The sequence below is a fragment of the Streptomyces sp. JLBT605 genome, assembly GCF_058215555.1.
Genome location: NZ_CM177087.1, coordinates 1,334,879 through 1,361,674, shown reverse-complemented (window position 1 = coordinate 1,361,674; position 26,796 = coordinate 1,334,879). Strand labels below are relative to the sequence as shown.

Annotated in this window: 18 protein-coding genes; 11 read left to right on the top strand and 7 right to left on the bottom strand. The window is 70.1% G+C overall.

Translation table 11 applies throughout. The features are described from left to right. Positions 1 to 3: 3 nt before the first annotated feature. Both AC4BDD_RS06230 and AC4BDD_RS06225 read right to left on the bottom strand, forming a co-directional pair. Positions 4 to 837: a PaaX family transcriptional regulator gene (locus AC4BDD_RS06230; protein WP_490689962.1), complete on the bottom strand. Its 834-nt coding sequence runs from the start codon at positions 835 to 837 to the stop codon at positions 4 to 6. Positions 838 to 841: 4 nt separating this feature from the next. Beyond that, the gene (locus tag AC4BDD_RS06225) at positions 842 to 2,461 is read right to left on the bottom strand and encodes an AMP-binding protein (protein ID WP_490689961.1); all 1,620 of its coding nucleotides are present in this window, start codon (positions 2,459 to 2,461) and stop codon (positions 842 to 844) included. Between the two features lie 169 nt (positions 2,462 to 2,630). Between AC4BDD_RS06225 and AC4BDD_RS06220 the strand changes: the two genes are divergently transcribed. After that, positions 2,631 to 3,698, top strand: coding sequence for an acyl-CoA dehydrogenase family protein (locus AC4BDD_RS06220; protein ID WP_490691687.1), 1,068 nt, complete (start codon positions 2,631 to 2,633; stop codon positions 3,696 to 3,698). Further along, entirely contained in the window at positions 3,695 to 4,096 is a 402-nt protein-coding gene (locus AC4BDD_RS06215; RefSeq protein WP_490689960.1) for a RidA family protein, read from the top strand. Before AC4BDD_RS06220 ends, AC4BDD_RS06215 begins: the two co-directional genes overlap by 4 nt. A gap of 116 nt (positions 4,097 to 4,212) precedes the next feature. Here AC4BDD_RS06215 and AC4BDD_RS06210 read toward each other — a convergent pair whose 3' ends face one another. After that, positions 4,213 to 6,300, bottom strand: a complete 2,088-nt coding sequence (locus tag AC4BDD_RS06210; RefSeq protein WP_490689959.1) for a M4 family metallopeptidase — start codon at positions 6,298 to 6,300, stop codon at positions 4,213 to 4,215. A 278-nt stretch (positions 6,301 to 6,578) separates the two neighbouring features. On the opposite strand from AC4BDD_RS06210, the gene AC4BDD_RS06205 reads away from it, so the two are divergent. Further along, positions 6,579 to 7,589, top strand: coding sequence for a hypothetical protein (locus AC4BDD_RS06205; RefSeq protein WP_490689958.1), 1,011 nt, complete (start codon positions 6,579 to 6,581; stop codon positions 7,587 to 7,589). 90 nt (positions 7,590 to 7,679) lie between these two features. Here the strand turns inward: AC4BDD_RS06205 and AC4BDD_RS06200 are convergent, their stop codons facing one another. Together AC4BDD_RS06200 and AC4BDD_RS06195 are read right to left on the bottom strand one after the other, a co-directional pair. Then, positions 7,680 to 9,209, bottom strand: a complete 1,530-nt coding sequence (locus AC4BDD_RS06200) for a helix-turn-helix domain-containing protein (protein ID WP_490689957.1) — start codon at positions 9,207 to 9,209, stop codon at positions 7,680 to 7,682. 64 nt (positions 9,210 to 9,273) lie between these two features. After that, positions 9,274 to 9,660, bottom strand: a complete 387-nt coding sequence (locus AC4BDD_RS06195; protein WP_490689956.1) for a VOC family protein — start codon at positions 9,658 to 9,660, stop codon at positions 9,274 to 9,276. Positions 9,661 to 9,988: 328 nt separating this feature from the next. Between AC4BDD_RS06195 and acnA the strand changes: the two genes are divergently transcribed. Beyond that, positions 9,989 to 12,706 carry an aconitate hydratase AcnA gene (gene acnA, locus AC4BDD_RS06190; protein WP_490689955.1) on the top strand — a complete coding sequence of 906 codons (2,718 nt, stop codon included), beginning with the start codon at positions 9,989 to 9,991 and terminating at the stop codon, positions 12,704 to 12,706. Between the two features lie 119 nt (positions 12,707 to 12,825). On the opposite strand, the gene AC4BDD_RS06185 is transcribed toward acnA, so the two are convergent. Both AC4BDD_RS06185 and AC4BDD_RS06180 read right to left on the bottom strand, forming a co-directional pair. Then, entirely contained in the window at positions 12,826 to 13,746 is a 921-nt protein-coding gene (locus AC4BDD_RS06185) for an FG-GAP repeat domain-containing protein (protein ID WP_490689954.1), read from the bottom strand. A 107-nt stretch (positions 13,747 to 13,853) separates the two neighbouring features. Further along, complete coding sequence (locus tag AC4BDD_RS06180) at positions 13,854 to 17,696, bottom strand: GH92 family glycosyl hydrolase (protein WP_490689953.1); 3,843 nt, start codon at positions 17,694 to 17,696, stop codon at positions 13,854 to 13,856. A 454-nt stretch (positions 17,697 to 18,150) separates the two neighbouring features. Between AC4BDD_RS06180 and ngcE the strand changes: the two genes are divergently transcribed. The 7 genes from ngcE to AC4BDD_RS06145 all read left to right on the top strand — a co-directional run bounded on the left by ngcE (position 18,151) and on the right by AC4BDD_RS06145 (position 26,715). After that, positions 18,151 to 19,587: an N-acetylglucosamine/diacetylchitobiose ABC transporter substrate-binding protein gene (gene ngcE, locus AC4BDD_RS06175; RefSeq protein WP_490689952.1), complete on the top strand. Its 1,437-nt coding sequence runs from the start codon at positions 18,151 to 18,153 to the stop codon at positions 19,585 to 19,587. Beyond that, on the top strand, positions 19,587 to 20,591 hold the full coding sequence (locus tag AC4BDD_RS06170) for a carbohydrate ABC transporter permease (RefSeq protein WP_490689951.1): 1,005 nt from the start codon (positions 19,587 to 19,589) through the stop codon (positions 20,589 to 20,591). Before ngcE ends, AC4BDD_RS06170 begins: the two co-directional genes overlap by 1 nt. A 73-nt stretch (positions 20,592 to 20,664) precedes the next feature. Next, on the top strand, positions 20,665 to 21,612 hold the full coding sequence (locus tag AC4BDD_RS06165) for a carbohydrate ABC transporter permease (RefSeq protein ID WP_490689950.1): 948 nt from the start codon (positions 20,665 to 20,667) through the stop codon (positions 21,610 to 21,612). Positions 21,613 to 21,874: 262 nt separating this feature from the next. Next, positions 21,875 to 23,074: an ROK family transcriptional regulator gene (locus tag AC4BDD_RS06160; RefSeq protein WP_490689949.1), complete on the top strand. Its 1,200-nt coding sequence runs from the start codon at positions 21,875 to 21,877 to the stop codon at positions 23,072 to 23,074. 159 nt (positions 23,075 to 23,233) lie between these two features. Beyond that, the gene (locus tag AC4BDD_RS06155) at positions 23,234 to 24,334 is read left to right on the top strand and encodes a substrate-binding domain-containing protein (protein ID WP_490689948.1); all 1,101 of its coding nucleotides are present in this window, start codon (positions 23,234 to 23,236) and stop codon (positions 24,332 to 24,334) included. Positions 24,335 to 24,634: 300 nt separating this feature from the next. Then, positions 24,635 to 25,423, top strand: a complete 789-nt coding sequence (locus AC4BDD_RS06150) for an ATP-binding cassette domain-containing protein (protein ID WP_490689947.1) — start codon at positions 24,635 to 24,637, stop codon at positions 25,421 to 25,423. Further along, positions 25,420 to 26,715, top strand: a complete 1,296-nt coding sequence (locus tag AC4BDD_RS06145; RefSeq protein WP_490689946.1) for a sugar ABC transporter permease — start codon at positions 25,420 to 25,422, stop codon at positions 26,713 to 26,715. The genes AC4BDD_RS06150 and AC4BDD_RS06145 overlap by 4 nt, the downstream gene beginning before the upstream one ends. Positions 26,716 to 26,796 lie beyond the last annotated feature (81 nt).

The following is a 26,796-nucleotide window of genomic DNA, read 5'->3' as shown; positions in this document are numbered from 1 at the left end:
TCCTCAATCGCCGGACGGGCTTGGTCCAACGAACCGCGCGCCCGCGTCGCGTAGTCGGGTGTGGAGAGCGGCGAAGACCTCGGCGGAGCGGGCGCCCGGCCAGTCCTTCGGAAGCAGCACGGACGGCAGCCCCGGGTCGGCGTACGGCAGATGGCGCCAGGAGTCCAGGGCCAGCAGATAGTCGCGGTAGGCCGCCTCCGGGTCGGTGGCCCGGCGCCGGGCCCAGCGGCGCAGCACCGGCTCGTGCGCGTCGAGGAAGGCCAGGTGGAGCTTGGCCAGCGCGTCCAGGTCCCACCAGCGGCGCACCGCCTCAGCGGTCGGGTCGAACCCGGCGTGGCCGCCGCGGAAGAGATCGACGTAGCCGCTCAGCTCCAGCCGCTCCAGGGTGTGCCGGGTCTCCTCGTGGAGATGGTCGGGGGCGATCCACACCCCGGGGGCGGCGGTGCCGAACCCCAGCCGGGCGAGCCGGGAGCGGAGCAGGTGGCGCTTGTGCCGCTCCTGCTCGGGGACGGAGAAGACCGCCAGCAGCCAGCCGTCGCCGGACGGGCCCGCCGGGCGCCGGTAGATCCGCCGGTCGCCGTCGTCCAGCATCTGCCGGGCGGCGTCCGACAGCGCGTATCCGGCCGCCCCGTCCGCGGTGCGCCCGGCGACCAGCAGACCGCGCCGCTTGAGCCGGGAGACCGCCGACCGCACCGAGGGCGCGTCCACTCCGACCGCGCCGAGCAGCCGGATGAGGGCGGCCACCGGCACCGGCCCGGCGGGCTGCTCGGCCGTGCCGCGGCCGTAGGCGCCGTAGAAGGTGACGATCAGCGAGCGGGGGGCGTGGTGGTCACTCACGCGCTTACTGTAGAGCGCCGCCGCGCAGCCGGAAGCGCTGGAGCTTGCCGGTGGCGGTGCGGGGCAGGGCGTCCAGGAAGACGATCTCCCGGGGGCACTTGTACGGGGCCAGCTCGGCCTTGGTGAACTCCCGCAGCGCCTCGGCGGTCTCCGGCTCGCGCGGCACACCGGACCGCAGCACCACGTGGGCGACGACGACCATGCCGCGGTCCGGGTCCGGGCGCCCGGTGACCGCGACCTCCTCCACCTGCGGGTGGCGCAGCAGCGCGTCCTCGACCTCGGGTCCGGCGATGTTGTACCCGGCGGAGATGATCATGTCGTCGGCGCGCGCCACATAGCGGAAGTAGCCGTCCGGCTCGCGGACGTAGGTGTCCCCGGTGAGGTTCCAGCCGTCCCGGACGTAATCGCGCTGCCGCGCGTCCGCCAGGTAGCGGCAGCCGGTCGGGCCGCGCACCGCCAGCAGGCCCGGCTCGCCGTCCGGCACCGGGAGCCCCTCCGCGTCCACCACCCGGGCCTGGAAGCCGGGTACGGCAAGCCCGGTGGTGCCCGGCCGGATCTCGTCGTCCGCGGCGGAGATGAAGATGTGCAGCAGTTCGGTGGCGCCGATGCCGTTGATGATGCGCAGCCCGGTGGCCGCGTACCAGTCGCGCCAGGTGGCGGCGGGCAGGTTCTCGCCGGCGGAGACGCAGCGGCGCAGGCTGCCGGTGTCGTACGCGCTGAGCCGGCCGAGCATCGCACGGTAGGCGGTGGGCGCGGTGAACAGCACCGATATCCGGTGCCGTTCGATGTCGTCGAGCAGCCGGGCGGGCCCGCCCCAGTCGGTGAGCAGCGCCGAGGCGCCGGCGCGCAGCGGGAAGACCACCAGGCCGCCGAGGCCGAAGGTGAAGCCCAGCGGCGGGCTGCCCGCGAACACGTCGTCCGGCTCGGGCCGCAGCACCTGCGCCGAGAAGGTGTCGGCGATGGCGAGCACATCGCGGTGGAAGTGCATGCACCCCTTGGGCCGGCCGGTGGTGCCGGAGGTGAAGGCGATCAGCGCGACATCGTCCGCCGAGGTCTCCACCGGCGTGTACGGCACCGGCTGGGCGGCCGCCAGCCGCAGCAGGTCGTCGGCCGACCGGCCGCCGAAGACCGTGGTCCGCAACCCCGGCACCTCGGCCTTCTCCAGGTCCGCCACGCACCGGGCGTCGCACAGCGCGTGCCGGACCCGGGCGATCTCGCAGATGGTGGACAGCTCCGCGGCGCGGTGCGAGGCGAGGACGGTCACCGCGACGGCGCCCGCCTTCATCACCGCCAGCCAGCAGGCGGCGAGCCAGGGCGAGGTGGGGCCGCGCAGCAGCACCCGGTTGCCGGGGACCACGCCCAGCTCCCGGGTGAGGGTGTGCGCGATGCGGTCCACGTGGCCCTGCAGCTCGCCGTAGGTCCAGGTCTCGCCGGTGGCGCCGCGGATCGCGACGCGCTGCGGACCCAGCCGCCGCGCGGTGCCGTCCAGCAGCTCGGCGCCGCAGTTGAGCCGCTCGGGGTAGGTGGGTCCCGGCGGGCCGAGCAGCAGCTGTGGCCACTGGTCGGCGGGCGGGAGATGGTCACGGGCGAAGGTGTCGGTATGAGCCGAAGTCCCCAGCCGCATCGCCAACGCGCCTCCTAGCGTTGCCGGATGACTGCCCTGAGTCGCTTCGTCAGCGTAACGTGTTGGTGACGACAGTCAACAGATCGCGATAACTTCAGCGAGGAGGGCGCCCGTGCCGGGATTCGGACTCGAGGCGGAACAGCTCACCTGGTGCGCCGGGTTGCGTGCGATGGCCGCGGAGCGGCTGCGACCGCTGGCCGAGCGGGCCGAGGCCGGCCGGGTCAACCGCCCGCTGGTCGCCGCGCTCGGCGACCTGGGCCTGCTGGCGCGGCTCTTCCCGGCCGACGGGCCGGTGCGCGCCCGCGACCTGTGCCTGCTGCGCGAGTCGCTGGCGGTGGAGTGCACCGAGGCCGAGACCGCGCTGGCCCTCCAGGGCTTGGGCGCGTATCCGGTGGTGCTCTCCGGGACGGCCGGGCAGCGCGAGCGCTGGCTGCCCGGAGTCAGGGCAGGCCGGGTGGTCACCGCCTTCGCGCTGAGCGAGGCGGACGCGGGCTCCGACGCCGCCGCCCTCACCCTGCGGGCCGAGCCGGACGGACCCGAGCGGTGGCGGCTGACCGGCGAGAAGTGCTGGATCTCCAACGCCCCGGAGGCCGACGTCTACACCGTCTTCGCCCGCACCACCGAGGACGCCGGCGCGCGCGGGATCACCGCCTTCCTGGTCCCCGCCGACCGGGCCGGACTCACCGGCAGCCCGCTTCGGATGCTCAGCCCGCACCCCATCGGCAGCCTCGCCTTCGACGGGGTGCCGGTCACCGCCGCCGACGTGCTGGGGCGGCCCGACGACGGCTTCCGGGTCGCCATGCGCACCCTCAATCTGCTGCGGCCCAGCGTCGGCGCCTTCGCCGTCGGAATGGCCCAGGCCGCGCTGGAGGCGGCCCTGGCGCACGCCGCGCGGCGCACCGCGTTCGGCGGCCCGCTGAAAGACCTCCAGTCGGTCGCGCACCAGCTCGCGGAGATGGCCACCCGCACCGAGGCCGCCCGGCTGCTGGTCCGGGCGGCGGCCGAGGCGTTCGACGCCGGAGCCCCCGATGTGGCCAAGCGGTCCGCGATGGCCAAGCTGCTGGCCACCGAGACCGCGCAGTACGTGGTCGACGCCGCCGTGCAGATCCACGGCGCCCGCGCGCTGCAATGCGGCCATCTGCTCGAACACCTCTACCGCGAGGTGCGTGCCCCGCGGATCTACGAGGGCGCCACCGAGGTCCAGCGCACCATCATCGCCAAGGAGCTGTACCGATGAGTCTGGACCGTGTGAACCCGGCCGGGCTCTCCCCGGCGAGCGGCTTCAGCCACGCCGTCACCGCCACCGGCGGCCGGCTGGTCTTCCTGGCCGGGCAGACCGCCCTGGACGCCGACGGCAAGGTCACCGGCGCGACCCTGCCCGAGCAGTTCCGGCAGGCGCTGGGAAATCTGCTGGCCGCGCTGGGCGCTTGCGGCGGGGACCCCGGCCGGCTGGCCCGGGTCACGGTGTACGCCACCGATGTCGCCGACTACCGCCGCCACGCGCCCGAGCTGGGCCGGATCTGGCGGGAGCTGGCCGGCCGGGACTATCCGGCGATGGCCGTCATCGGCGTGGTGCGGCTGTGGGACGAGGCGGCCCTGGTGGAGCTGGACGGCATCGCCGTACTGCCCGGCTGAGCCGCGCCGGCCGGGCCGCCCCCCGATGCGGCCCGGACGGGCGCGAGAAGGTCCGGTCGGTTGGGGGAACCGACCGGACCTGCTCACCACCCGGCTGAGGTGTGGGGTGTACTGACTCAGCCGGTGACGACCGCCGTGTCGTCGATCAGGAAGCTGGTCGCCGCGGACGAGTCCTCGGTACCGGTGAACTTGATCGTGACGGTCTTGCCCTTGAACGCCGACAGATCAAGGGAGCGGAGGGTGTAGCTGCCCGGCGTGACGTTGGAGTACGTCGCCAGGGTGGTCGTGGTGGTGCCGGAGACGACCTGGGCCTTCAGGGTGTCGTACGCCGTGGAGCCGGACTCCTTGGTGTCGATGGCCAGGTAGAAGTTGAGCTTCGGCGCCGCCGCGGTGGAGGGGATGCTCACCGACTGGGACAGCGTGTCGGTGTGGCTGGTGCCGTAGCCGTTGAGCCAGGCGTAGTACGAGCCGGAGCGCGGGGTGCCGCTGGCGTCGTTGGTGATCACTCCGGAGGTGGAGCTCCAGCCGGTCGCGCCGGACTCGAAGCCCGGGTTGGTCAGCAGGTTGGAGCCGGTCGGCGGGGTGGTGCCGCCACCGCAGGTGGTCGAGGTCGGGACGACGGCCACGCCGCTCCACGCCTTCTCCACCGCGGAGCACTGCGTGCTGCCCGCGCCGTACAGGTCGATCGCGGCCTTGATGGTCGCGGTACGGGCCTGCGGGTAGCTGGTGGTGGAGGTCATGTACGTGGTGAGCGCGCGGTACCAGATCTTGCCGGCCGCGGCGTTGCCGAGACCGGTGACCGAGGAGCCGTCGCAGGTCGGGCTGTTGCCGTACGAGGAGGAGCCGGAGCCCACGGCGAGCAGGTAGAAGAAGTGGTTGCCCACGCCCGAGGAGTAGTGCGGGTCCAGGTTCTTGGTGTTCGTGGTCCAGCAGCTCTGCGAGGAGCCGTCCTTCTTCGGGTCGTCCATGTACCGCAGCGGGGTGCCGTTGCCGCGGATGTCGATCTTCTCGCCGATCAGGTAGTCGGGAGTGTCCGCCGGGTTGTTGGCGTTGAACTCGACCAGGGTGCCGAAGATGTCGCTGGTGGCCTCGTTGAGGCCGCCCGCGTCGCCGTAGTAGTTCAGGTTGGCGGTCGCGGAGGTGACACCGTGGCTCATCTCGTGGCCGGCCACGTCGAGCTCGGTGAACGGCTTCTGGCCGACGTCACCGTCGCCGTAGATCATGCTGAAGCTGGTGTCGTCCCAGCCCGCGTTGGAGTAGTTCTGGCCGTAGTGCACGAAGGACCGGGCGCCGACACCGTCGTTCTTGATGCCGTTGCGGCCGTGCACGTTCTTGTAGTAGTCCCAGGTCGCCTGGATGCCGTAGTGGGCGTCGGCGGCCACGGTGGCGCGGTCGCCCAGCGTGCCGTCGCCCCACACGTCGTCGGTGTCGGTGAAGGACTTGCCCCAGCCGGCCGGCGGGCTGTCGTTGGTGGCCGTCTGGTTCTGGGCGTCCCGCGTCTCGCCGCCGCCGCGGGTGGCGTCCTTGAGCTGGTAGCCGCCGGAGACCGCGGTGGTGGTCAGGCTGACGTCGCCGACCTGGTAGCCGTGGCCGGTGCCCTCGGCGGTGTGGAAGTCGTTCCAGGTCTGCCCGGCCTTGCCGGTGAGGGCGTCCACCAGCACGTTGAAGTGGCTGGGGGACTGGTCGGGGGCGGTGCCGTCGACCGTGACCTGCCAGGCCAGCTTCGGGGTGCCCGAGGCCGCGTCGATCACCAGCTTGGAGGAGGTCCGGGCGCGCTTGCCCTTGAACTTCCGCTGCGCGGCGGCCTCCGCGCGCTTGGCGGCGACCTTGGGGCTCACCGACAGCGCGAGGGGCTTCTTCAGCGCCACGGTGGACTCGCGGAACGCCCCGTTCGGCGCGTCGTGCACGATGACATCTCCGCCCAGAACGGGCAGACCGCGGTACGTGCGCGTCATGTGGACATGGCGCGTGCCGTCCTTGTCGACCTGCACCGAGGCGGCCTTGAAGGTGTCGTGGGCGCTCGCGCGGACCGCCTTCGGGTGGTCGGCGATGGAGTCGCGAGCGTCCGCGATGGCCTGGCTCTTGCCGGCCTTCGGCGGATGGGGCCGAACATCGTCGGCGGCAGAGGCGGGGTTCCCCACGCCGGCTATCAGAAGACCGCTGACGGCGAGCGTCAGCGATCCGGCGAGCACGGTTCTCTTCATGAGCCGGGAGAGTGGCCGCTGCCCGCCCGGCCGGTCAACGGACTCCAAGTCTGTTTAATTGCGGACGATGTGAAGGGAACATAAGGGCGCCCCGTGCCCGCGCTACGGGCTCTGGCCCCGCCCTACCTTTGGGTAAAACTGTTCACAGAGTGACCGCAATCTCGTCCTCAAATCTTCTTTACCTGGCTAGCATGTGACCTCATTCAACTCATCCCTGCGACAACGCGGTCACAGGCGGCGCCCCCACGCAGGCGCGCGTACGTCGGCGGGAGGCGAGCATGGTGGCATCGTCACATGGAAATATCCGGTCAAGACCGGCGGATCAGGCCCAAGGGCTGCTGGATCCGAAGCCGGCGCACGGCCCCAGGCCGCTCCCCGCGGACCTGCTCGCAGCCCTCCGCCACGGCCCCTTCGAGGCCGCCCTGGACGCCGCCATCCGCGCCAGCGGCCTGAGCCTGGACCGCATCCAGCACCGGCTCGCCGAACGCGGGGTCGAGATCAGCGTGACCACCCTCAGCTACTGGCGGCGCGGCCGCAGCCGCCCCGAACGCCCGCAGTCCCGCCAGGCGGTGCGGCTGCTGGAGGAGTTGCTGGGCACGCCCACCGACGGCCTGGTCTCCCTGCTCGGCCCCAAGCGGCCGCGCGGCCGATGGGTCAACCAGGGCCCCGAGGTGATGGAGACCGAACGCCTGTGGAGCGAGTACGGGAGCCTGCCGGACCTCCTCGCCGAGCTGGGCAGCGCCGACGACGGACTGCTCCGGGTCGCCGCCCACGACCGCTACGAGCTGGACGCCCAGGGCGCCGAGAGCAGGCTCACCACCAGCCTGGTGCTCAAGGCGACCCGCGAGCGGGTCGACCGCTGCGTGATCGTCATCCGCGGCGAGGACCCGGATCGCCCGCTGCCCGTCTTCGTCGACGTACGCAACGCCCGCCCGGGCCGGCTGCGTGCCGATCCCAGCGTCCCGCTGCTGGTCACCGAGTTGTTCCTGGACCGCACCCTGACCGAGGGCGAGACCGCGCTGGTGGAGTACACCCTGGTCTTCGCCGAGTCCGGCCGCCCGACGGAGGAGTGCGGACGCGGCTTCCGCGCCGCGGCCCAGCTCTACTCGCTGGAAGTGACCTTCCATCCGGACGCCGTGCCGGTGCGCTGCCTGCGCTGCACCAGCGCCGCGGCCACCGGCGAACCGGCCTCCGCCGAGCCGGTGTGGATCAGCGCCGCCGGCCGGGCCCACGCCGTCTTCGAGAACCCCGGCCCCGGTTTCCGGGCGCTGCGCTGGGAATGGCACTGACGGCGGAGGGGCCCTCGGGGATATCCGGTGGACCCCGCCGCCGTCGTCCGGCGTGCACTGTTCGGTCGGTTGTGAATCAACCGATTCCGGTCAGATGTCGCGGAAGATCTCGATCTGCGCGCCGATGGAGTTCAGCCGCTCCGCCAGATCCTCGTAACCCCGGTTGATGACGTACACATTGCGCAGCACCGAGGTGCCCTCGGCGGCCATCATCGCCAGCAGCACCACCACCGCGGGCCGCAGCGCCGGCGGGCACATCATCTCCGCGCTGCGCCAGCGGGTGGGGCCCTCCACCAGCACCCGGTGCGGATCCAGCAGCTTGACGCCCGCGCCGAGACGGTTCAGGTCGGTGAGGTAGATGGCCCGGTTGTCGTAGACCCAGTCGTGGATCAGCGTCGAGCCCTGCGCGGTGGCGGCGATGGCCGCGAAGAACGGCACGTTGTCGATGTTGAGGCCGGGGAACGGCATCGGGTGGATCTTGTCCAGCGGAGCGCTCAGCTTCGACGGCCGCACGGTCAGGTCGATCAGCCGGGTACGGCCGTTGTCCGCCGGGTACTCCGGGCTGCGCTCGTGGTCCAGGCCCATCTCCTCCAGGACGGCCAGCTCGATCTCCAGGAACTCGATCGGCACCCGGCGGATCGTCAGCTCGGACTCGGTCACCACGGCCGCGGCGAGCAGGCTCATCGCCTCGACCGGGTCCTCGGAGGGGGCGTAGTCGACATCGCGGTCGATCTGGGCCACACCGTGCACGGTCAGCGTGGTGGTGCCGACGCCCTCCACCCGGACACCCAGCTGCTCCAGGAAGAAGCACAGGTCCTGGACCATGTAGTTGGAGGAGGCGTTGCGGATGACGGAGACACCGTCGTAACGGGCGGCGGCCAGCAGCGCGTTCTCCGTCACGGTGTCGCCGCGCTCGGTCAGGACGATCGCGCGGGTGGGGGAGACCGTGCGGTCCACCTCCGCGTGGTAGGTGCCGTCGGTGGCGGTGATCTCCAGGCCGAAGTGGCGCAGCGCGGTCATGTGCGGCTGCACGGTGCGGGTGCCCAGGTCGCAACCGCCCGCGTAGGGGATCTTGAACTTGTCCATCCGGTGCAGCAGCGGGCCGAGGAACATGATGACGCTGCGGGTCCGGCGGGCCGCCTCGGTGTCCATCGCGTCCAGGTCCAGCTCGGCGGGCGGCACGATCTCCAGGTCGGCCCCGTCGTTGATCCAGCGGGTGCGGACGCCGATGCTGCCCAGCACCTCCAGGATCCGGTAGACCTCCTCGATCCGGGCGACCCTGCGCAGTGTGGTGCGGCCGGAGTTGAGCAGAGAGGCGCAGAGCAGGGCCACGCAGGCGTTCTTGCTCGTCTTCACGTCGATGCTGCCGGACAGGCGGCGGCCGCCGACGACCCGCAGGTGCATGGGACCGGCGTAGCCGAGCGAGACGATCTCGCTGTCCAGGGCCTCGCCGATACGGGCGATCATCTCAAGACTGATGTTCTGGTTGCCTCGCTCGATACGGTTCACCGCACTCTGACTCGTCCCGAGCGCCTCTGCGAGTTGGGACTGGGTCCAACCCCGGTGCTGGCGGGCATCGCGGATGAGCTTGCCGATACGCGTGAGGTAATCATCTGTCATACTAATGATGCTATCTCACATATGAGATGCGGGTGATGTGGGTGGGCCATCCGGAGCAGTGTCATCACCCTCCGTGGAACCCCCTGTCGTGGAGCACCGACAGCACGTTCCCCGCGGGGTCCTTGAACCAGGCGACGTCGACACCGGGGCTGCGGGCGACGCCCTTGTCGTCCTGTTCGAACGCCTCGTACCGCTCGAAGGTGACGCCGCGCCGGACCAGTTCGTCGACGACGCCGTCGATGTCCTCGACGGGGAAGTTGAGGATGGTGAAGGTGGCCGGGGTGTGGTTGTCCTTGGGGTAGACCAGGATCGGCGCACTGCCCGGGATGTGCAGCCGCAGCATGCCGTGCTCCTCGGACACCCGCAGGCCGAGGATGGTGTCGTAGAAGTCCTTCGCCGCGCCGATGTCGTCCACGGAGAAGCCACTGAACGCCTTGGTGTTCCCGAACATCGCGGGCCGTCCCTTCTTACGCCGGTTCCGCTGGTTCTGCCGGTTTCTTCCAGTCTCGCCCCGACCCGGGCGGTCTTCACGCCCTGAGTCGCCGGGCGGGGCCCCAAGATCCGCGGACAGGCGGGGTCGGCGATGGCGCGGCCGGAGCATGACCGTGCGGCGGCGATGTATTAGGGTTATCTCGACATCGAGATATCTGCCGAGAGGCGTACCGCGGTCGTTTTGGGTAAGGCAAGCCTAACTTAGGCATACCTTAGCCGATCGGCTTGGACCTGCGACGGCAGGATTGCGGTGAATACGCGCGAGATCACGCAAGAAGGAGACTGCCGTGTCGGCGAACAGCTTCGACGCCCGCAGCACGCTGCAGGTGGGCGACGAGTCGTACGAGATCTTCCGGCTGGACAAGGTGGAGGGCTCCGCCCGCCTGCCCTACAGCCTGAAGGTGCTGCTGGAGAACCTGCTCCGCACCGAGGACGGCGCGAACATCACCGCCGACCACATCCGCGCGCTCGGCAACTGGGACTCCCAGGCCCAGCCGAGCCAGGAGATCCAGTTCACGCCGGCCCGCGTGATCATGCAGGACTTCACCGGCGTACCGTGTGTCGTGGACCTCGCCACCATGCGTGAGGCCGTCAAGGAGCTCGGCGGCGACCCGGCGAAGATCAACCCGCTGGCCCCGGCCGAGCTGGTCATCGACCACTCCGTCATCGCCGACAAGTTCGGCACCCCGGACTCCTTCGCGCAGAACGTCGAGCTGGAGTACGGCCGCAACAAGGAGCGCTACCAGTTCCTGCGCTGGGGCCAGACCGCCTTCGACGAGTTCAAGGTCGTCCCGCCGGGCACCGGCATCGTCCACCAGGTCAACATCGAGCACCTGGCCCGCACCGTCATGGTCCGCAAGGGTCAGGCGTACCCGGACACCCTGGTCGGCACCGACTCGCACACCACCATGGTCAACGGCCTCGGCGTGCTGGGCTGGGGCGTCGGCGGCATCGAGGCCGAGGCCGCGATGCTCGGCCAGCCGGTCTCCATGCTCATCCCGCGCGTCGTCGGCTTCAAGCTGACCGGCGAGCTGCCCACCGGCACCACCGCCACCGACCTGGTGCTCACCATCACCGAGATGCTGCGCAAGCACGGTGTGGTCGGCAAGTTCGTGGAGTTCTACGGCGAGGGCGTGGCCGCCACCTCGCTCGCCAACCGCGCCACCATCGGCAACATGTCGCCGGAGTTCGGCTCCACCGCCGCGATCTTCCCCATCGACGGTGAGACCCTGAACTACCTGCGCCTGACCGGCCGCTCCGAGCAGCAGGTCGCGCTGGTCGAGGCGTACGCCAAGGAGCAGGGCCTGTGGCTCGACCCGGCCGCCGAGCCGGACTTCTCCGAGAAGCTCGAGCTGGACCTCTCCACGGTCGTCCCCTCGATCGCCGGCCCGAAGCGCCCGCAGGACCGCATCATCCTTGCCGAGGCCGCGCAAGCGTTCGCGCAGGACGTGCGCAACTACGTGGACGAGGACGAGGAGGCGGGCAAGGAGTCCTTCCCGGCCTCGGACTCCCCGGCGCTCGACCACAACGGCGTGCCGACCAAGCCGACCCAGGTCACCGCCGCCGACGGCACCGTCTACGAGATCGACCACGGTGCCGTCACCGTCGCCGCGATCACCTCCTGCACCAACACCTCCAACCCGTACGTCATGGTCGCCGCCGCGCTGGTGGCCAAGAAGGCGGTGGAGAAGGGCCTCGCCCGCAAGCCGTGGGTCAAGACCACCCTGGCCCCGGGCTCCAAGGTCGTCATGGACTACTACGACCGCGCCGGCCTCACCCCGTACCTCGACAAGATGGGCTTCAACCTCGTCGGGTACGGCTGCACCACCTGCATCGGCAACTCCGGCCCGCTGCCGGAGGAGGTCTCCAAGGCCGTCAACGACGCCGACCTCGCCGTCACCTCGGTGCTCTCCGGCAACCGGAACTTCGAGGGCCGGATCAACCCCGACGTCAAGATGAACTACCTGGCCTCCCCGCCGCTGGTCGTCGCGTACGCCATCGCGGGCTCCATGAAGGTGGACATCACCAAGGACGCGCTGGGCACCGACCAGGACGGCAACCCGGTCTACCTCAAGGACATCTGGCCCACCGAGGCCGAGGTCAACGACGTCGTCGCCAACGCCATCGGCGAGGACATGTTCTCCACCTCCTACCAGGACGTCTTCGCGGGTGACGCGCAGTGGCAGGCGCTGCCGATCCCGACCGGCAACACCTTCGAGTGGGACCCGCAGTCCACCTACGTCCGCAAGCCCCCGTACTTCGAGGGCATGACGATGGAGACCACCCCGGTCACCGACATCACCGGCGCCCGCGTGCTGGCGAAGCTCGGCGACTCGGTCACCACCGACCACATCTCCCCGGCCGGTGCGATCAAGGCCGACACCCCGGCCGGCAAGTACCTCACCGAGCACGGCGTCGAGCGTCGCGACTTCAACAGCTACGGCTCGCGCCGCGGCAACCACGAGGTCATGATCCGCGGCACCTTCGCCAACATCCGCCTGCGCAACCAGATCGCGCCGGGCACCGAGGGCGGCTTCACCCGCGACTTCACGCAGGCCGACGGCCCGGTGTCGTTCATCTACGACGCCTCGCAGAACTACCAGGCCGCCGGCATCCCGCTGGTCGTCCTGGCGGGCAAGGAGTACGGCTCCGGCTCCTCGCGTGACTGGGCCGCCAAGGGCACCGCGCTGCTGGGCGTCAAGGCCGTCATCGCCGAGTCCTACGAGCGCATCCACCGCTCGAACCTCATCGGCATGGGCGTCCTGCCGCTGCAGTTCCCGGAGGGTGCCTCGGCCCTCTCCCTCGGCCTGACCGGCGAGGAGACCTTCTCCATCACCGGTGTCACCGAGCTGAACGACGGCACCACCCCGCGCACGGTCAAGGTCTCCACCGACACCGGCGTCGAGTTCGACGCGGTCGTCCGCATCGACACCCCCGGTGAGGCGGACTACTACCGCAACGGCGGCATCATGCAGTACGTGCTGCGCTCGCTGATCCGCAAGTAAGCACCGAGCGGAACAGCCGCTAGCGACCGAACGGGCCGCACTTCCCTGGCGGGGAGTGCGGCCCGTTTTCACGTGCCCGTTTCACGTGTGTCGTTTCCCGCGTTCTGGGCGGTCAGGACTCAGAACAGCTGGACGTAGCCGTTCCAGCCCGACGCGCCGATCTTCTTCTTCGCCTTGAAGGGCGCGGACGCCCGGCCCGTACCCGCGTAGAGCCACAGCGAGCCGTCCCGGTGGCGGGCGATCAGGTCGGCTCTGCCGTCGAAGGTCAGGTCGCCGGTGGAGAGCAGGTGGTTGTACTGGCCCCAGCCGGTGCCGATCCGGGTGCGGTGGGCGAACGGCCTGGTGTAGTCGCCGGTGCCCTTGTACAGCCACAGCGTGCCGGAGCGGTCGGCGGCGACCAGGTCGGCCCTGCCGTCGCCGGTCAGGTCGCCCTCGCCCGCCAGCTGGGTGTACTGGCCCCAGCCGCCGCCGACCTCTCTGCGGCCGGTCAGCGTACCGTCGGACTTGGCCAGGTAGAGCCAGAGCACGCCGGAGCGGTCACGGGCCAGCAGGTCCGCCTGGCGGGCGCCGCCGAGGTTGCCAGGCGAACGGAACAGGTTGTACCGGCCCCAGTCGCCGGGGAGCCAGGTGGTCTCGCCGCCGTGGCTGAAGCCCAGCGCGTTGCTGCGGGTGCGGAAGTACAGGTCGATGTCGTTGCCGTTGGCCACCTGCACGGAGGCGTCGACGCTCTGCCAGCTGTCGGTCACGAACGTGCGGGGCTTCAGACCGCCGCGGCCGTTCGGCTCGTACATGAAGACATCGCCGGCCACGTTGGCGCCGAACAGCGGCAGCACCGGGGCGGGGGCCACCGCGGCGGCCCGCGGGGCTCCCTGCCGCACGGCGCCGAGACCCTCGGCGGCCTTGGACAGGCTCTTGGAGGCCGGGGCCGGGGTGTCGGCCACGGCGGCTCCGGCGGAGGTGCCGACCAGTGCGGCGGCTATCGCCGCGGTCGTCAGCCGCGCCACGGCGCGGCCGCGGGTACGGCCGGGAATGCGGGCCATGGAGTGCTCCAGGTGTGTGAGGAACAGTGAGCGTGGCGTGCCCGGTCACCGGACGCGCCACGCCGGCTCCTTGAGCATTTCAGGTGATCTTCACCTGTCAAGAGGTTTCAGTCCATACCGAGCAGCTCCACCTCTGCCAGTCGAGCCGGGGCATCCGGCACCAGTCGGTAATACCGGTAACGTCCGGGCGAGTCGACCGAGAAGACCCGGGTCTGCCGGTCCCAGGCGAAGGACTCGCCCGAGCGGCGGTCCAGCTCCCGCCACCGCCGGCCGTCGGCCGAGCCCTCCAGCACCCAGCCGGACGGTGCCTTCGTCCGGTCCGAGGAGGTCAGGGTGTACTGCACCGCGCGGCGCGCGGACGGCATCGGTAGATCCGTCCGGCCGACCGGGGCGTCGGTCGCCGAAGTGTCGTCGAACAGCGCCCCCGGGCCGTCGAGCAGGTCGCCGCGCGGGGTCGGTACGCGGTCGTCGCGGGTGAGGGAGGAGGGGGCCGCGTCCTTGCCGGTGCCCCAGGCCGAGGGCTTGTCGCCCATCGCGAACTCCAGCGTGGCGCCGCGCGCCAGCAGCTCGTGCGGCAGGGCCGTGGACGTCCAGGGCTTGCCGTCGACCTTCAGGCCCTGGACGTAGACGTTCCGGGCGCTGTTGCGCGGTGCCTTGACCACCAGGTCGCGGCCGCCCTCCAGATGCACGGTCGCCTTGGTGAACAGGGGCGAGCCGACCGCGTACTCGGGGGAGCCCATCACCAGCGGATAGAAGCCGAGCGCGCTGAACAGGTACCAGGCCGACTGCTCCCCGTTGTCCTCGTCACCGTGGTAGCCCTGGCCGATCTCGCTGCCGGTGTAGAGGCGGGAGAGGACCTCGCGGACCTTCTCCTGGGTCTTCCAGGGCCGGCCGGCCGCGTCGTACATGTAGATGGCGTGATGGGCGACCTGATTGCTGTGGCCGTACATGCCCATCCTCACGTCCCGCGCCTCCGTCATCTCATGGATGACCCCTCCGTAGGAACCGGCGAATTCGGGACTCGCCGTCTCCGGGGTGGCGAAGTAGGTGTCGAGTTTCCCGGCCAGGCCCTCGCGGCCGCCGTAGAGATTGGCGAGTCCCCGGCTGTCCTGCGGCGCGGAGAAGGCATATCCCCAGCCATTGGTCTCGGTGTAGTCGTATCCCCAGACACGCGGGTCGTAGGTGTCCGCCGGGAGCCGCCATTCGCCTTTGCCGTCGCGGCCCTGGAAGAAACCGACCCGGTCGTCGAAGTGCTTGACGTAATCGCGGGCGCGATTGAGGAAGTAGGCGGACTCCTCCCGATAGCGGGGTTTCTTCGTCTTCGCGTACAGCGCCTTCGCCATGTTCGCGATGCCGAAGTCGTTGAGATATCCCTCCATTGCCCAGGACATGCCCTCGGGGGTGGCGGTGCCGGTATAGCCGAGGAAGGGGGAGGTGGCCATACCCTTGCGGCCGACGCCCGGCGAGGGCGGGACGACGGTGGCGTTCTTCAGCGCGGCCTCGTAGGCGGCCTCGGCGTCGAAATCCACGCCCTTGAGGTACGCGTCGGCGAAGGCCACGTCCGAGCTGGTGCCGGTCATCAGATCGGCGTAACCGGGGGAGGACCACCGGGAGATCCAGCCGCCGTCCCGGTACTGCTGCACGAAGCCGTCGACCATCTCGCCCGCGCGCCGCGGGGTGAGCAGCGAGTAGGCCGGCCAGGTGGTGCGGTAGGTGTCCCAGAAGCCGTTGTTGACGTAGACCTTGCCGTCCACGATCTTCGCGCCGGTGCGGGTCGGGGTGTTCTGCCCGGCGGGCGGGGAGAACGGGCTGGCGTACCGGTACTCCGGCTTGGCCGCGGTCCCGGCGTTCTCGTAAGCGGAATTGGGATACAGATACAGCCGGTAGAGGCTGGAGTAGAGCGTGGTGAGCTGGTCCGGGTCTGCTCCCTCGACCTCCACCCGGCCCAAGAGCTCGTCCCATGACCGCTGGGCATCGGCCTTGACCTGCTCGAAGGTGGCCGCCTGGGGGATCTCGCGGTCCAGGTTGGCCTTCGCCTGGTCGACGCCGATGAGCGAGGTCGCGATCCGCAGCGTCACGGTACGGTCCGCGCCCGGCCGGAAGCGGAAGTAGCCGGTGACGTCCTTGCCGGCGTCGCCCGGCAGCTTGCCGCCCGCGGTGACGGGCGCGTCGAAGACGCCGTGGACGAACATCCGGGACGCGCCGGCGGACAGGCCGCTGCGGACGTTGGAGTAGCCGGTGACCATTTTGTGCTCGGCGTCCAGGGTGAGCCCGCCGTCGCCGGTGATGTTGTCGAAGATGACGCTGGCGTCATCGCCCGGATAACGGAAACGCATGATGGCGGCGTGGTCGGTGGGCGCGATCTCGGCCGTGACGCCGTTCTCGAAGCGCACGCCGTAGTAGTGCGGCCGGGCGGTCTCCCGCTCGTGCCGGAAGGGCAGCGCCCGGGCCGTCCGCCCGGCGTCCGGGGTGCCGGCGGCCGCCGACGGCATCACCTGGAAGGTCTGCCGGTCACCCATCCAGGGGCTCGGCTCATGGCTGGCGCTGAATGCCTGGAGGGTGGGCAGGTTGTCGGCGTTGTTGGCGCGGGAGTACTGGTAGAGCCAGTCGGCGGACCCGGCCTGGGTGACCGGGGTCCAGAAGTTGAAGCCGTTCGGCACGGCGGTGGCGGGGAAGGTGTTGCCCCGCGAGAAGCTGCCGCTGGAGTTGGTGCCGCGGGTGGTGACGGCGTAGTCCGACAGATGGGCGAGGCGTTTCTTGGCGGCCTGGGGCGCGAGGGAGATGTCGTCGACCCAGCCGCGGAACGTCGCCGGGCCCCGCGGGGAGTCGTAACCCACCAGGATCCGGTCGACCGTCTTCCCCGCGGCGACCGCCCCGATCCGCGACTCCTTGTGGTTCCACTGGTTGACGTAGAGCGTCTTGGACGCGGCCTGGCCAGGCGGGGACAGCGGGGCGCCGTGCTGGTCGACCGCGCCCAGATCACTCAGATAGGTGCCGTCGGTGAAGGCCAGATCGACCGCCACATGGGTGGCCGGATAGTGCGGATCGCTCTCCGGCATCGAGGGGAAGATCCGGTACGACAGCCGGGTGTCGCGGCGCACCGCCAGATCGACGTCGAAGACCTTGTTGTAGGAGTACCCGCGGCCGTGGCGGGTGTGGGTGCCCGCGTACCGCAGCGCGTGGGTCCCGGTGAAGCCCGCGCGCGCCTTGGCCGTGGGCGAGCCCGCGGGCCCTGAGTCCACCTGGCTCTGCATGGCGGAGGGGGCGGGTGGCGTGGTGTCACTGCCGCCCAGCTGCACCTCGGCCAGTTGGGTGAGGTCCTCCCCGGCGTTGCGGGTGATCTCCAGCCGGTAGTGGCGGTAGGCGGTGGAGTTCGAAGCGGTGAACTCCCGGGTCTGCTGGCGGCGCTCGAACACCTGGCCCTCGCGGGTGTCGAGGGTCTGCCATGCCGAGCCGTCGGCGGAGCCCAGCAGCCGCCAGTCGCGGGGGTCGCGCCCGGCCGCGTCGTTGGCCGAGGTGAGCGCGTAGCGGACCACGTCCACGGGCGTGGAGAGTTTGAATTCCAGCCAGGCGGTGGTGTCGAAGACCAGCCACTTGCTGGTGACCTCGCCGTCGATCAGGTTCTCCTTGACCTCGCCCGCTTCCACGTGCTCCCCGCTGGCCCGGACGTCGGTGACCTTGTCCGTCACATTGCCGGGGATCCCGGTGGCGTACGAGCCGTCCACGCCGGCCGCCCGCTCGCCGCCGTCCGGGCCGGTCTCCACGGTGTTGCGCCAGTCGGGTTGCGGCTCGCCCGATTCGAACGAGGAGGCGAACGAAGTGGTGGGGGCGGGGGGTTGGTGCGGCGTCGCGGCGGCCCAGGTCGCGGCCCCGTCCGCCGTGGCCACCAGCAAGGCGGCCGCCAGCAGGGCGATCGGTCGACCGGCGCGGCGCCGTCGTCTGTGTCGCATCTCAGCCTCACAACGTGTCAGACAACGTTGTCAATGGGGTTGCGCACCGTCAAGTAGGCGCCGGTGGGCGGGTGGTGTCAAGGGTGCGGGAGCTCAAGGGGCGTACGCGGGTGACGGGGCGGCGGCACGCCGCAGAGGCTCGCGTCGCCTACGGTATGTCGAACAGGTCTCAACTCGGGAAAGAGGCCGAAGAAAAACGCTATCGATCTTGCCCCGCCCAGGAGGAGTGGACTATACCTGTCGGGTCCGAGCCGCCGTTCCCGCGGCAGCCGGCCCGGGGGGTCGCGGCGCTGGTCACCTTCGCCGCCCGACGTTCATCTCTCCCGGCGCGCCACCCAGTAGCAACTCAGTTTCGAGCTCCAACTGACACGCGGTGTCGGGCCCCTCGCCGGTGGCGAGACAAGCACGGGAGACCGGTCACCGTCTGAGCACTGACGAAGGCGAGGACTTGAGCATGGGATCCACCTCAGATTTCGGCCGCCGTGACCTGATCAAGCGGTCCGCGGCCCTCGGATTGATCACCGTGCCCTCCGTCGGCCTGCTGTCCGCGTGCGCGAGTGGCGGAGACAGCGACGGAGACAAGGTCGACAAGGGGAAGAAGACCGACAAGAACCCGCTCGCCGTCAATGAGAGTGCCGGTATCGACGTCGTCATCTTCGATGGTGGCTTCGGGCAGCAGTACGCCAAGGATGCCGAAAAGGAGTTCGAGAAGGCGTATCCGAAGACCGCGGGCAAGGTCAAGCACTCGGCCACCCAGAAGATCCAGACCACCCTTCAGCCTCGCTTCAACGGCGGTACTCCGCCGGACCTCATCGACAACTCCGGCGCCGAGCAGATGGACTTCGGCACCCTGGTCGGCAAGAAGCAGCTGACCGACCTCACCCCGCTGCTGGACGCGCCGTCCATCGACGACCCGGGCAAGACGGTGCGTGAGACGCTGCGTCCCGGGGTGGTCGAGATGGGCCAGTTCGACGGCAAGCCGGTCTGGGTCCTCTACTACGCCTACACCGTCTACGGCATCTGGTACTCCGAGACCGCGCTGCGGAAGAACGACTGGGAGTACCCCGAGACCTGGGACGAGATGCTGGCGCTGTGCGCCGCGGCGAAGAAGAAGGGCATCGCCGGCTGGACCTACCCGGGCAAGTTCCCGTACTACCTGCCGTTCAGCCTCTACCCCTTCATCGCCAAGATCGGCGGCGTCGAGGTCCTGAACGCCATCGACAACCTGGAGCCGAACGCCTGGAAGCACCCGGCCGTCAAGGCCGCCTTCGAGGCGTACTACGAGCTCTACCGGAAGGGCTACATCCTCGAGGGCACCCCGAGCCAGAGCCACACCGAGGCGCAGACCGACTGGACCCAGGGCAAGGCGCTGTTCATCCCCAACGGCTCCTGGGTGGAGAACGAGTCGAGCAAGATCACGCCGGACGACTTCCAGATGGCGGTGGGCGCCCCGCCCAGCCTGGACAAGGGCGACAAGATGCCCTACGGCACCATCTGGGCCTCCGGCGGCGAGCCCTTCATCGTGCCCAGGGCAGCCCGGAACCCGCAGGGCGGTATGGAGCTGCTGCGCATCATGCTGGGGCAGAAGTCGTCCCGGAACTTCATCAAGCAGGTGTCCTCGCTGACCTCGTTCAACGGCGGCACCGAGGGACTCACCCTCGGCCCGGGCCTGACCTCCGCGCAGCAGCTGCTGGAGAAGGCCGGCAAGAACATCGTCAACCCGCGCATCCAGGACTGGTACGTCGCGCTGAACAAGCAGCAGATCGGGATCGGCGCGCTCGGCGAGATGATGGCGGGCCGGATGACGCCGGCGGAGGCGATCAAGAAGATCCAGAAGTTCGCCGACGACACGGCCAAGGACGACAGCGTCACGCACTACCGGCACGCCTGATGAAGAGCGATGTCACCCCGGCGGTGTCAGCCGCGCGAGAAGATCGGGACCGGACGGGAACGCGGCACGCCCCTGGCCGCTTCGTCAGGTGGTACCGGAAATACGGGTTCGTCGTCGGCTTCCTGATCGCGCCCCTGGCGATTTACGCGATCTTCGTGATCTCGCCATTCGTCCAGGCCATCTACTATTCGTTCACGGACTGGACCGGTCTGAGTTCGGACTACAAGATGGTCGGATTCAAGAACTACGACTGGCTCCTCCACGACGACCTGTTCTGGAAAGCGGTCGGGCACAACATCCTGCTGCTGCTCGTGCTGCCGCTGGTGACGCTCGGACTCGGCCTCTTCTTCGCCTTCATGCTCAATGTCGGCGGCCGCCGCAGAAAGGACGCGGCGGTCTCCGGCGTCCGCGGGTCGCACCTCTACAAGATCGTCTATTTCTTCCCGCAGGTGCTCTCCATCGCGATCGTCGCGCTGCTTTTCCAGTTCACCTACAACGCGCGCAGCGGTGCCATCAACTCGGCACTTGAGGCGGTCGGGCTCGACTCCTGGAAACAGCTGTGGCTGGGCGACCCGGACCTGGCGCTGTGGTGCGTCATGGCCGTGATGGTGTGGAGCAACGTCGGCTTCTACGTGGTGCTCTTCTCCGCGGGCATGAGCTCCATCCCGAAGGACTTCTACGAGGCGGCGCTGCTGGACGGCGCCAACCGCTTCAACACCTTCTTCCGGATCACCCTGCCGCTGCTGTGGGACACCGTGCAGACCGGCTGGATCTACATGGGCATCATCGCGCTCGACGCCTTCGCCGTGGTCCAGATCATGACGGTGGGCCCGGGCGGTCCGGCCGACTCCACCGAGGTGCTGGGCTACTACGTCTACACCAAGACCTTCCGCGACGGGCAGGCCGGCCGCGCCACCGCGATCGGCGTCGCGATGCTCGTCGTCACCCTGATCTTCGCGGTCATCGTGTCGCGGCTGGGCCGCCGCGAGCGGCTGGAGTACTGATGGCGACCATCGAAGCGCACCGCGGCGCGACCGCCGCCCGGAGCAGCACCGCACCCGACCTGAGGGGAGCACCGTGACCGCGCAAGCAGAGCCCTCGGAGCTCGGGAACGTCGCCAAGCTGGAGGAGCCGCCCGCCGTCCCCGGCCCGGTCGCGCCGCCGCCGCGGGCCGGGCGGCCGCAGGCTCGCCCCGGCGGCGAGGGCCGGGTGCTGAACGTCTTCTCGCACGGCGTGCTGCTGATCTGGGGCCTGCTGGTCACCCTGCCGCTGCTGTGGGCGGTGATGAGCTCGCTCAAGACCGACAAGGAGATCTTCACCTCGCCCTGGGGGCTGCCCTCCAGCCTGCACTTCGACAACTGGTCCCGGGCCTGGGGCAAGTCGAACATCGACGAGTTCTTCCTCAACACCGTGCTGGTGGTCGGCTGCTCGCTGGTCGGCACGATGCTGCTGGGCTCGATGGCGGCGTACGTGCTGGCCCGGTTCGACTTCCCGGGCAAGAAGGTCGTCTACTTCACCTTCGTCGGGGGGATGAGCTTCCCGATCATCCTGGCGCTGGTGCCGCTGTTCTTCGTGATGAAGAACATGAGCCTGCTCAACACCTTCCATGGGCTGATCCTGGTCTACATCGCCTACTCGCTGCCGTTCACCGTCTTCTTCCTCACCTCCTTCTTCAAGACGCTGCCCACCTCGGTGGCGGAGGCGGCGATGCTCGACGGCGCCTCGCAGACCCGGACCTTCTTCCAGGTCATGCTGCCGATGGCGAAGCCGGGGCTGATCAGCGTCGGGATCTTCAACTTCCTCGGCCAGTGGAACCAGTACATGCTGCCCACGGTGCTCAACACCGACGAGGACAAGCGGGTCCTCACCCAAGGCCTGGTGCAGCTGGCCGCCAGCCAGCAGTACAAGGGCGACTGGTCCGCGCTCTTCGCCGGACTGGTGCTCGCGATGCTGCCGGTCCTCGGCGTCTACATCGTCTTCCAGCGGCAGGTCCAGGCGGGCCTGACCGCCGGCGCGCTGAAGTAGCCCGGAGGGGAAAAGCGAACATCTGAACACGTCGCCCGCGGCGGCGGCACCGGCCTCCTCGGCCCGGTGCCGCCGCTGTGTCGTTTCTCACGTGCGGTGACGGCCGGGCCCCGGTGGGGCAGAGTCGGTCAAGGGCTTGACGGAGGACAACCGTGCCAGCTCGACTTAGAGTTCACATGTTGGAGACATCGCCGGGCCCCGTCGTTGTGGCCCGGCCGGTGGGCGGTCGTCGTGCCGTGCGCCGAGGCGGGAGTGGATGGGCGTGGAGACTCCGGGATCGCAGTCATCGCTGCACCGGGCCAACCTTGAGCGGGTCGTGCGCGCGGTGCGCATGGCGGGATCGCTGACCCAGGCGGAGATCGCCCGGAGCACCGGGCTGTCCGCGGCGACCGTCTCCAACATCGTCCGGGAGCTCAAGGACGGCGGGACGGTCGAGGTCACCCCGACCTCCGCCGGCGGCCGCCGGGCCCGCAGCGTCTCGCTCAGCGGGGACGCGGGCATCGTGGTCGGCGTGGACTTCGGCCACACCCACCTGCGGGTGGCGATCGGCAATCTGGCCCATCAGGTGATCGCCGAAGAGGCCGAGCCGCTGGATGTGGACGCCTCCGCCGCGCAGGGTCTGGACCGGGCGGAACAGCTGGTCAACCGCCTGATCGCGGGCACCGGCATCAGCCCGGGGAAGGTGATCGGGGTCGGCCTCGGCGTGCCGGGCCCGATCGACGTGGAGACCGGTGTGCTCGGCTCGACCGCGATCCTGCCGGGCTGGGCGGGTACCAACCCGCGGGACGAGCTCGCGGCCCGGCTCGGCGTCCCGGTGCACGTGGACAACGACGCCAACCTCGGCGCCCTCGGCGAGCTGGTCTGGGGCGCCGGCCAGGGCGTCGCCGACCTGGCGTACATCAAGGTCGCCAGCGGTGTCGGCGCCGGGCTGGTGATCAGCGGGCAGATCTACCGCGGCCCCGGCGGCACCGCGGGGGAGATCGGGCACATCACGCTGGACGAGTCCGGGCCGGTGTGCCGCTGCGGCAACCGCGGCTGCCTGGAGACCTTCACCGCGGCCCGGTACGTGCTGCCGCTGCTGCACTCCAGCCACGGCGCGGATCTGACGGTGGAGCGCATGGTGCAGCTCGCGCGGGACGGCGACCCCGGCTGCCGCCGGGTGGTCGGGGACGTGGGCCGGCACATCGGCAGCGGGGTGGCCAACCTCTGCAATCTGCTCAACCCGAGCCGGGTGGTGCTCGGCGGCCATCTCGCCGAGGCCGGTGACCTGGTGCTCAACCCCATCCGCGAGTCGGTGGCCCGGTACGCCATCCCCAGCGCGGCGCGCCGGCTGTCGGTGATGCCGGGGGCGCTCGGCGGCCGCGCGGAGGTGCTGGGCGCGATCGCCCTGGTGCTCAGCGAGATGGGCGACTCCACGCTGCTGGACGCGCCGTTGCCGGCCGCGGCTCCGGTTCTGAGCTGACATCGGGGCTTCGGCAACACGCTGAGTTCAGACAGATAACGAATGGCACCGTTGCCATCTCGTTAAGGATTTACTTCTTGACGCCAAGGTGGCGGCCGAGTTGACTTCCAGCCACCTCGGCCGCAAGGACGCGGCCTCGTCAGGGAGGTCACCCCCAACATGAACGCAATGATGCGTCGCGTCGCCATAGCCACGGCCGCTGCGGCCATGGCGGCGTCGCTCGCCGCCTGCGGCACGGCGAAGGAAGCCGACGGCGGCCAGAGATCCGAGAAGAAGAAGACCGGGCCGCTCACCATCGGCCTGCTCCTTCCGGAGGACCAGACCGCGCGCTACGAGAACTTCGACCGGCCCTTGATCACCAAGCACATCAAGGCCCTCTGCGCGGACTGCAAGGTGCTGTACGTCAACGCCAAGTCCGAGATCTCCGCCCAGCAGCGCCAGGTCGACTCGATGATCACCAAGAAGGTGGACGTGATCATCCTGGACGCCGTGGACTCCAAGTCCATCGCCGGCTCGGTCAGGAAGGCCGACAAGGCGGGCATCCCGGTCGTCGCCTACGACCGGCTCGCCGAGGGCCCGGTCTCCGCCTACACCTCCTTCGACAACGAAGAGGTCGGCAAGGTCCAGGGCAAGGCGCTGCTCGAGGCGCTGGGCGACTCCGCCGACGACGGCGAGATCGTCATGCTCAACGGCTGGGAGGCCGACCCCAACGCGGCCCTGTTCAAGAAGGGCGCCCTCTCCGTCCTCGACGGCAAGGTCAAGGTCGGCAAGAGCTACGACGTGGACCGCTGGCTGCCGGTGAAGGCCAACGAGAGCATGACCGGTGCCATCTCCTCGCTCGGCAAGGACAAGATCGTCGGCGTCTACTCGGCCAACGACACCATGGCCGGCGCCGCCATCTCCGCGCTCAAGAGCGGCGGCTTCGACCCGCTGCCCCCGGTCACCGGCCAGGACGCCGAACTCGCGGGCGTCCAGCGTGTCCTCACCGGCGACCAGTACATGAGCGTCTACAAGCCGTACGAGCCGGAGGCCGTGGCCGCCGCCGAGATGGCCATCGCGCTGGGCCACGGCGAGGCGCCGGACGCCTCCGCCACCGTCGACAGCCCCACCAAGAAGGGCATTCCGTCCACGCTGATCACGCCGATCGCGCTGACCAAGGACAACGTCAAGTCCACGGTCGTCAAGGACGGGCTGTGGAAGGTCGACCAGATCTGCACGGCCAAGTACGAGGCCGCCTGCAAGGCGGCGGGCCTGAAGTGACCTGCCGCGCCGCCCGCCGGGGCGGCGCGCGCGGACCACTGACCGGATAGGGGCGGCCGCCGCTAGTCGGCGGCCGGCCCACCCCGAGGGGCCCTCCCCCCCCTGGCTCCGCCGGGGGATCCCCGGCCCCGGACGGAGTCCGGGGTTCCTGGGCCGCCCCGACCGGGCGCCCGGCGCCCCTTCCGGTGCCCGGCCCGCCCTCCACCAGCGGCGGGCCCGTGTTGAATCAGCTCCCGGAGAGGGAACGTTTCACTGTTCTCCTCCGCGATCCGCAGGGTCACCCCCTGCCCTAGATCGGAGATGGCCATCGTGCCGAACGAACCCGTACTGGCGTTGCGCGGGATCTCCAAGCGCTTCGGCGCCGTTCAAGCGCTCACCGACGTACACCTGGAGGTCCACGCCGGTGAGGTGGTCGCCCTGGTCGGCGACAACGGCGCCGGCAAGTCCACCCTCGTCAAGACGATCGCCGGAGTCGGCCCCGCCGACGACGGCGTCATCGAGTGGTGCGGGCGCGCGGTCCAGGTGAACCGCCCCCATGACGCCCAGGCGCTGGGCATCGCGACCGTCTACCAGGACCTCGCGCTCTGCGACAACATCGACGTCGTCGGCAACCTCTTCCTTGGCCGGGAGATCCAGCGCGCCGGTGTCCTGGACGAGGTCGAGATGGAGCGCCGCTCCCGCGAGCTGCTCGACACCCTCTCGATCCGCATCCCCAGCGTCCGGATCCCCATCGCCGCGCTCTCCGGCGGTCAGCGGCAGACCGTGGCCATCGCCCGTTCCATGCTCGGCGAGCCCAAGCTGGTGATCCTGGACGAGCCGACCGCCGCCCTCGGCGTCGAGCAGACCGCCCAGGTCCTCGACCTGATCGAGCGGCTCCGCGACCGCGGCCACGCGGTGATCCTCATCAGCCACAACATGGCGGACGTCAAGGCCGTCGCGGACACCGTCGCGGTGCTGCGCCTGGGCCGCAACAACGGCATCTTCGATGTCCGGACCACTTCTCAGGAAGAGATCATCTCCGCCATCACCGGCGCCACGGACAACGCCGTGACCCGCCGCAGGGCGCGCACCGCGGAGGCCGGAAAGTGACCACTGACATCAGCAAGCACAACACCCCGGGAGACGGTCCCGTGAACGCCGAGCCCGCCGCCCCGGGCGCTGTCAGCGCGGTCGACCCGCGGCTGCTGGTCCGCCAGGAGGGTCTCGGGGGCTACCTGCGGGAGTTCGGCCGCAAGATACGCAGCGGAGAGCTCGGTTCCCTGCCGGTCGTGGTCGGCCTCGCCGTCATCTGGGCGGTCTTCCAGTGGAAGGACGACGCGTTCCTCTCCCCGAAGAACCTGTCCGACCTGTCCATCCTCCTGGTGGGCACGGGCCTGATCTCGGTCGGCATCGTCTTCGTCCTGCTGCTCGGCGAGATCGATCTGTCCGTCGGCTCGGTCAGCGGACTGTCCGCCGCCGTCGTGGCGGTGCTGAGCGTCAACGAAGGGGTGCCGGAGGGCCTGGCCGTGCTCATCGCGCTGGCCACCGGCGCGGCGATCGGCGCGCTGCACGGCTTCTTCTTCGCCAAGATCGGCGTTCCGGCGTTCGTCGTCACGCTGGCCGGTCTGCTCGGCTGGGAGGGCCTCAAGCAGCAGGTGCTGGGCACCACCGGCTCCATCAACCTGGACGAGGACGGCCTCGTCGCCTACCTGACCAACCACTACTTCAGCCAGATCGCCGCCGCCTACGGCGTCGCCGGCGTCACGGTGGGCGTGTTCCTCCTCGCGCAGCTGCTGGACCGGAAGCGCCGCAAGGCTGCCGGTATCCCGTCCCGGCCGCTGACCGACATCCTGCTGCGCACCGCCGTGCTGGCCGTGCTGGCCTTCGCCGCGGCCTGGAAGCTCAACGAGTACATGGGGCTGCCGCTGGCACTGGTGATCTTCCTGCTGGTGCTGGTCTTCTTCGACTTCGTGCTGCGCCGCACCTCCTACGGGCGCAAGGTCTTCGCGCTCGGCGGCAACGTCGAGGCCGCCCGCCGGGCCGGCATCAACGTCGACCTGGTACGGATCTCGGTCTTCGCGCTCTCCGGCCTGATGGCCGCGGCCGGCGGCCTGATCATCGCGTCCCGGCTGACCTCCGCCGACAGCGCCGCCGGCACCGGCACCCTGCTGATGGAGGCCATCGCGGCCGCCGTCATCGGCGGCACCAGCCTCTTCGGCGGGCGCGGCAACGTGTGGTCCGCGCTGCTGGGCATGCTGGTGATCGGCTCGCTCGCCTCGGGCATCTCGCTGCTGGGCATCTCCGGCTCCGTGCAGAACATGATCACCGGCGGTGTGCTGCTGGCCGCCGTGGTGATCGACTCCGTCTCCCGGCGGACCCAGCGCTCCTCCGGACGCGGCTGACCGGAGGACATCCCCGCACCGCGCACGCGCGCGATCGTGCCCGGCACCGTTTCCCGTGACGGTGCCGGGCACCGGTGCGTC

What these genes read in the sequence shown, in the direction of transcription:
- AC4BDD_RS06185 (WP_490689954.1), bottom strand. Translation starts at nt 13,746, where the DNA reads ATGGCCCGCATTCCCGGCCGTACCCGCGGCCGCGCCGTGGCGCGGCTG.
- AC4BDD_RS06220 (WP_490691687.1), top strand. Translation starts at nt 2,631, where the DNA reads ATGGCCGCGGAGCGGCTGCGACCGCTGGCCGAGCGGGCCGAGGCCGGC.
- AC4BDD_RS06200 (WP_490689957.1), bottom strand. Translation starts at nt 9,209, where the DNA reads ATGACAGATGATTACCTCACGCGTATCGGCAAGCTCATCCGCGATGCC.
- AC4BDD_RS06215 (WP_490689960.1), top strand. Translation starts at nt 3,695, where the DNA reads ATGAGTCTGGACCGTGTGAACCCGGCCGGGCTCTCCCCGGCGAGCGGC.
- ngcE (WP_490689952.1), top strand. Translation starts at nt 18,151, where the DNA reads ATGGGATCCACCTCAGATTTCGGCCGCCGTGACCTGATCAAGCGGTCC.
- AC4BDD_RS06195 (WP_490689956.1), bottom strand. Translation starts at nt 9,660, where the DNA reads ATGTTCGGGAACACCAAGGCGTTCAGTGGCTTCTCCGTGGACGACATC.
- AC4BDD_RS06210 (WP_490689959.1), bottom strand. Translation starts at nt 6,300, where the DNA reads ATGAAGAGAACCGTGCTCGCCGGATCGCTGACGCTCGCCGTCAGCGGT.
- AC4BDD_RS06225 (WP_490689961.1), bottom strand. Translation starts at nt 2,461, where the DNA reads ATGCGGCTGGGGACTTCGGCTCATACCGACACCTTCGCCCGTGACCAT.
- AC4BDD_RS06180 (WP_490689953.1), bottom strand. Translation starts at nt 17,696, where the DNA reads ATGCGACACAGACGACGGCGCCGCGCCGGTCGACCGATCGCCCTGCTG.
- AC4BDD_RS06155 (WP_490689948.1), top strand. Translation starts at nt 23,234, where the DNA reads ATGAACGCAATGATGCGTCGCGTCGCCATAGCCACGGCCGCTGCGGCC.
- AC4BDD_RS06150 (WP_490689947.1), top strand. Translation starts at nt 24,635, where the DNA reads ATGGCCATCGTGCCGAACGAACCCGTACTGGCGTTGCGCGGGATCTCC.
- AC4BDD_RS06205 (WP_490689958.1), top strand. Translation starts at nt 6,579, where the DNA reads ATGGTGGCATCGTCACATGGAAATATCCGGTCAAGACCGGCGGATCAG.
- AC4BDD_RS06170 (WP_490689951.1), top strand. Translation starts at nt 19,587, where the DNA reads ATGAAGAGCGATGTCACCCCGGCGGTGTCAGCCGCGCGAGAAGATCGG.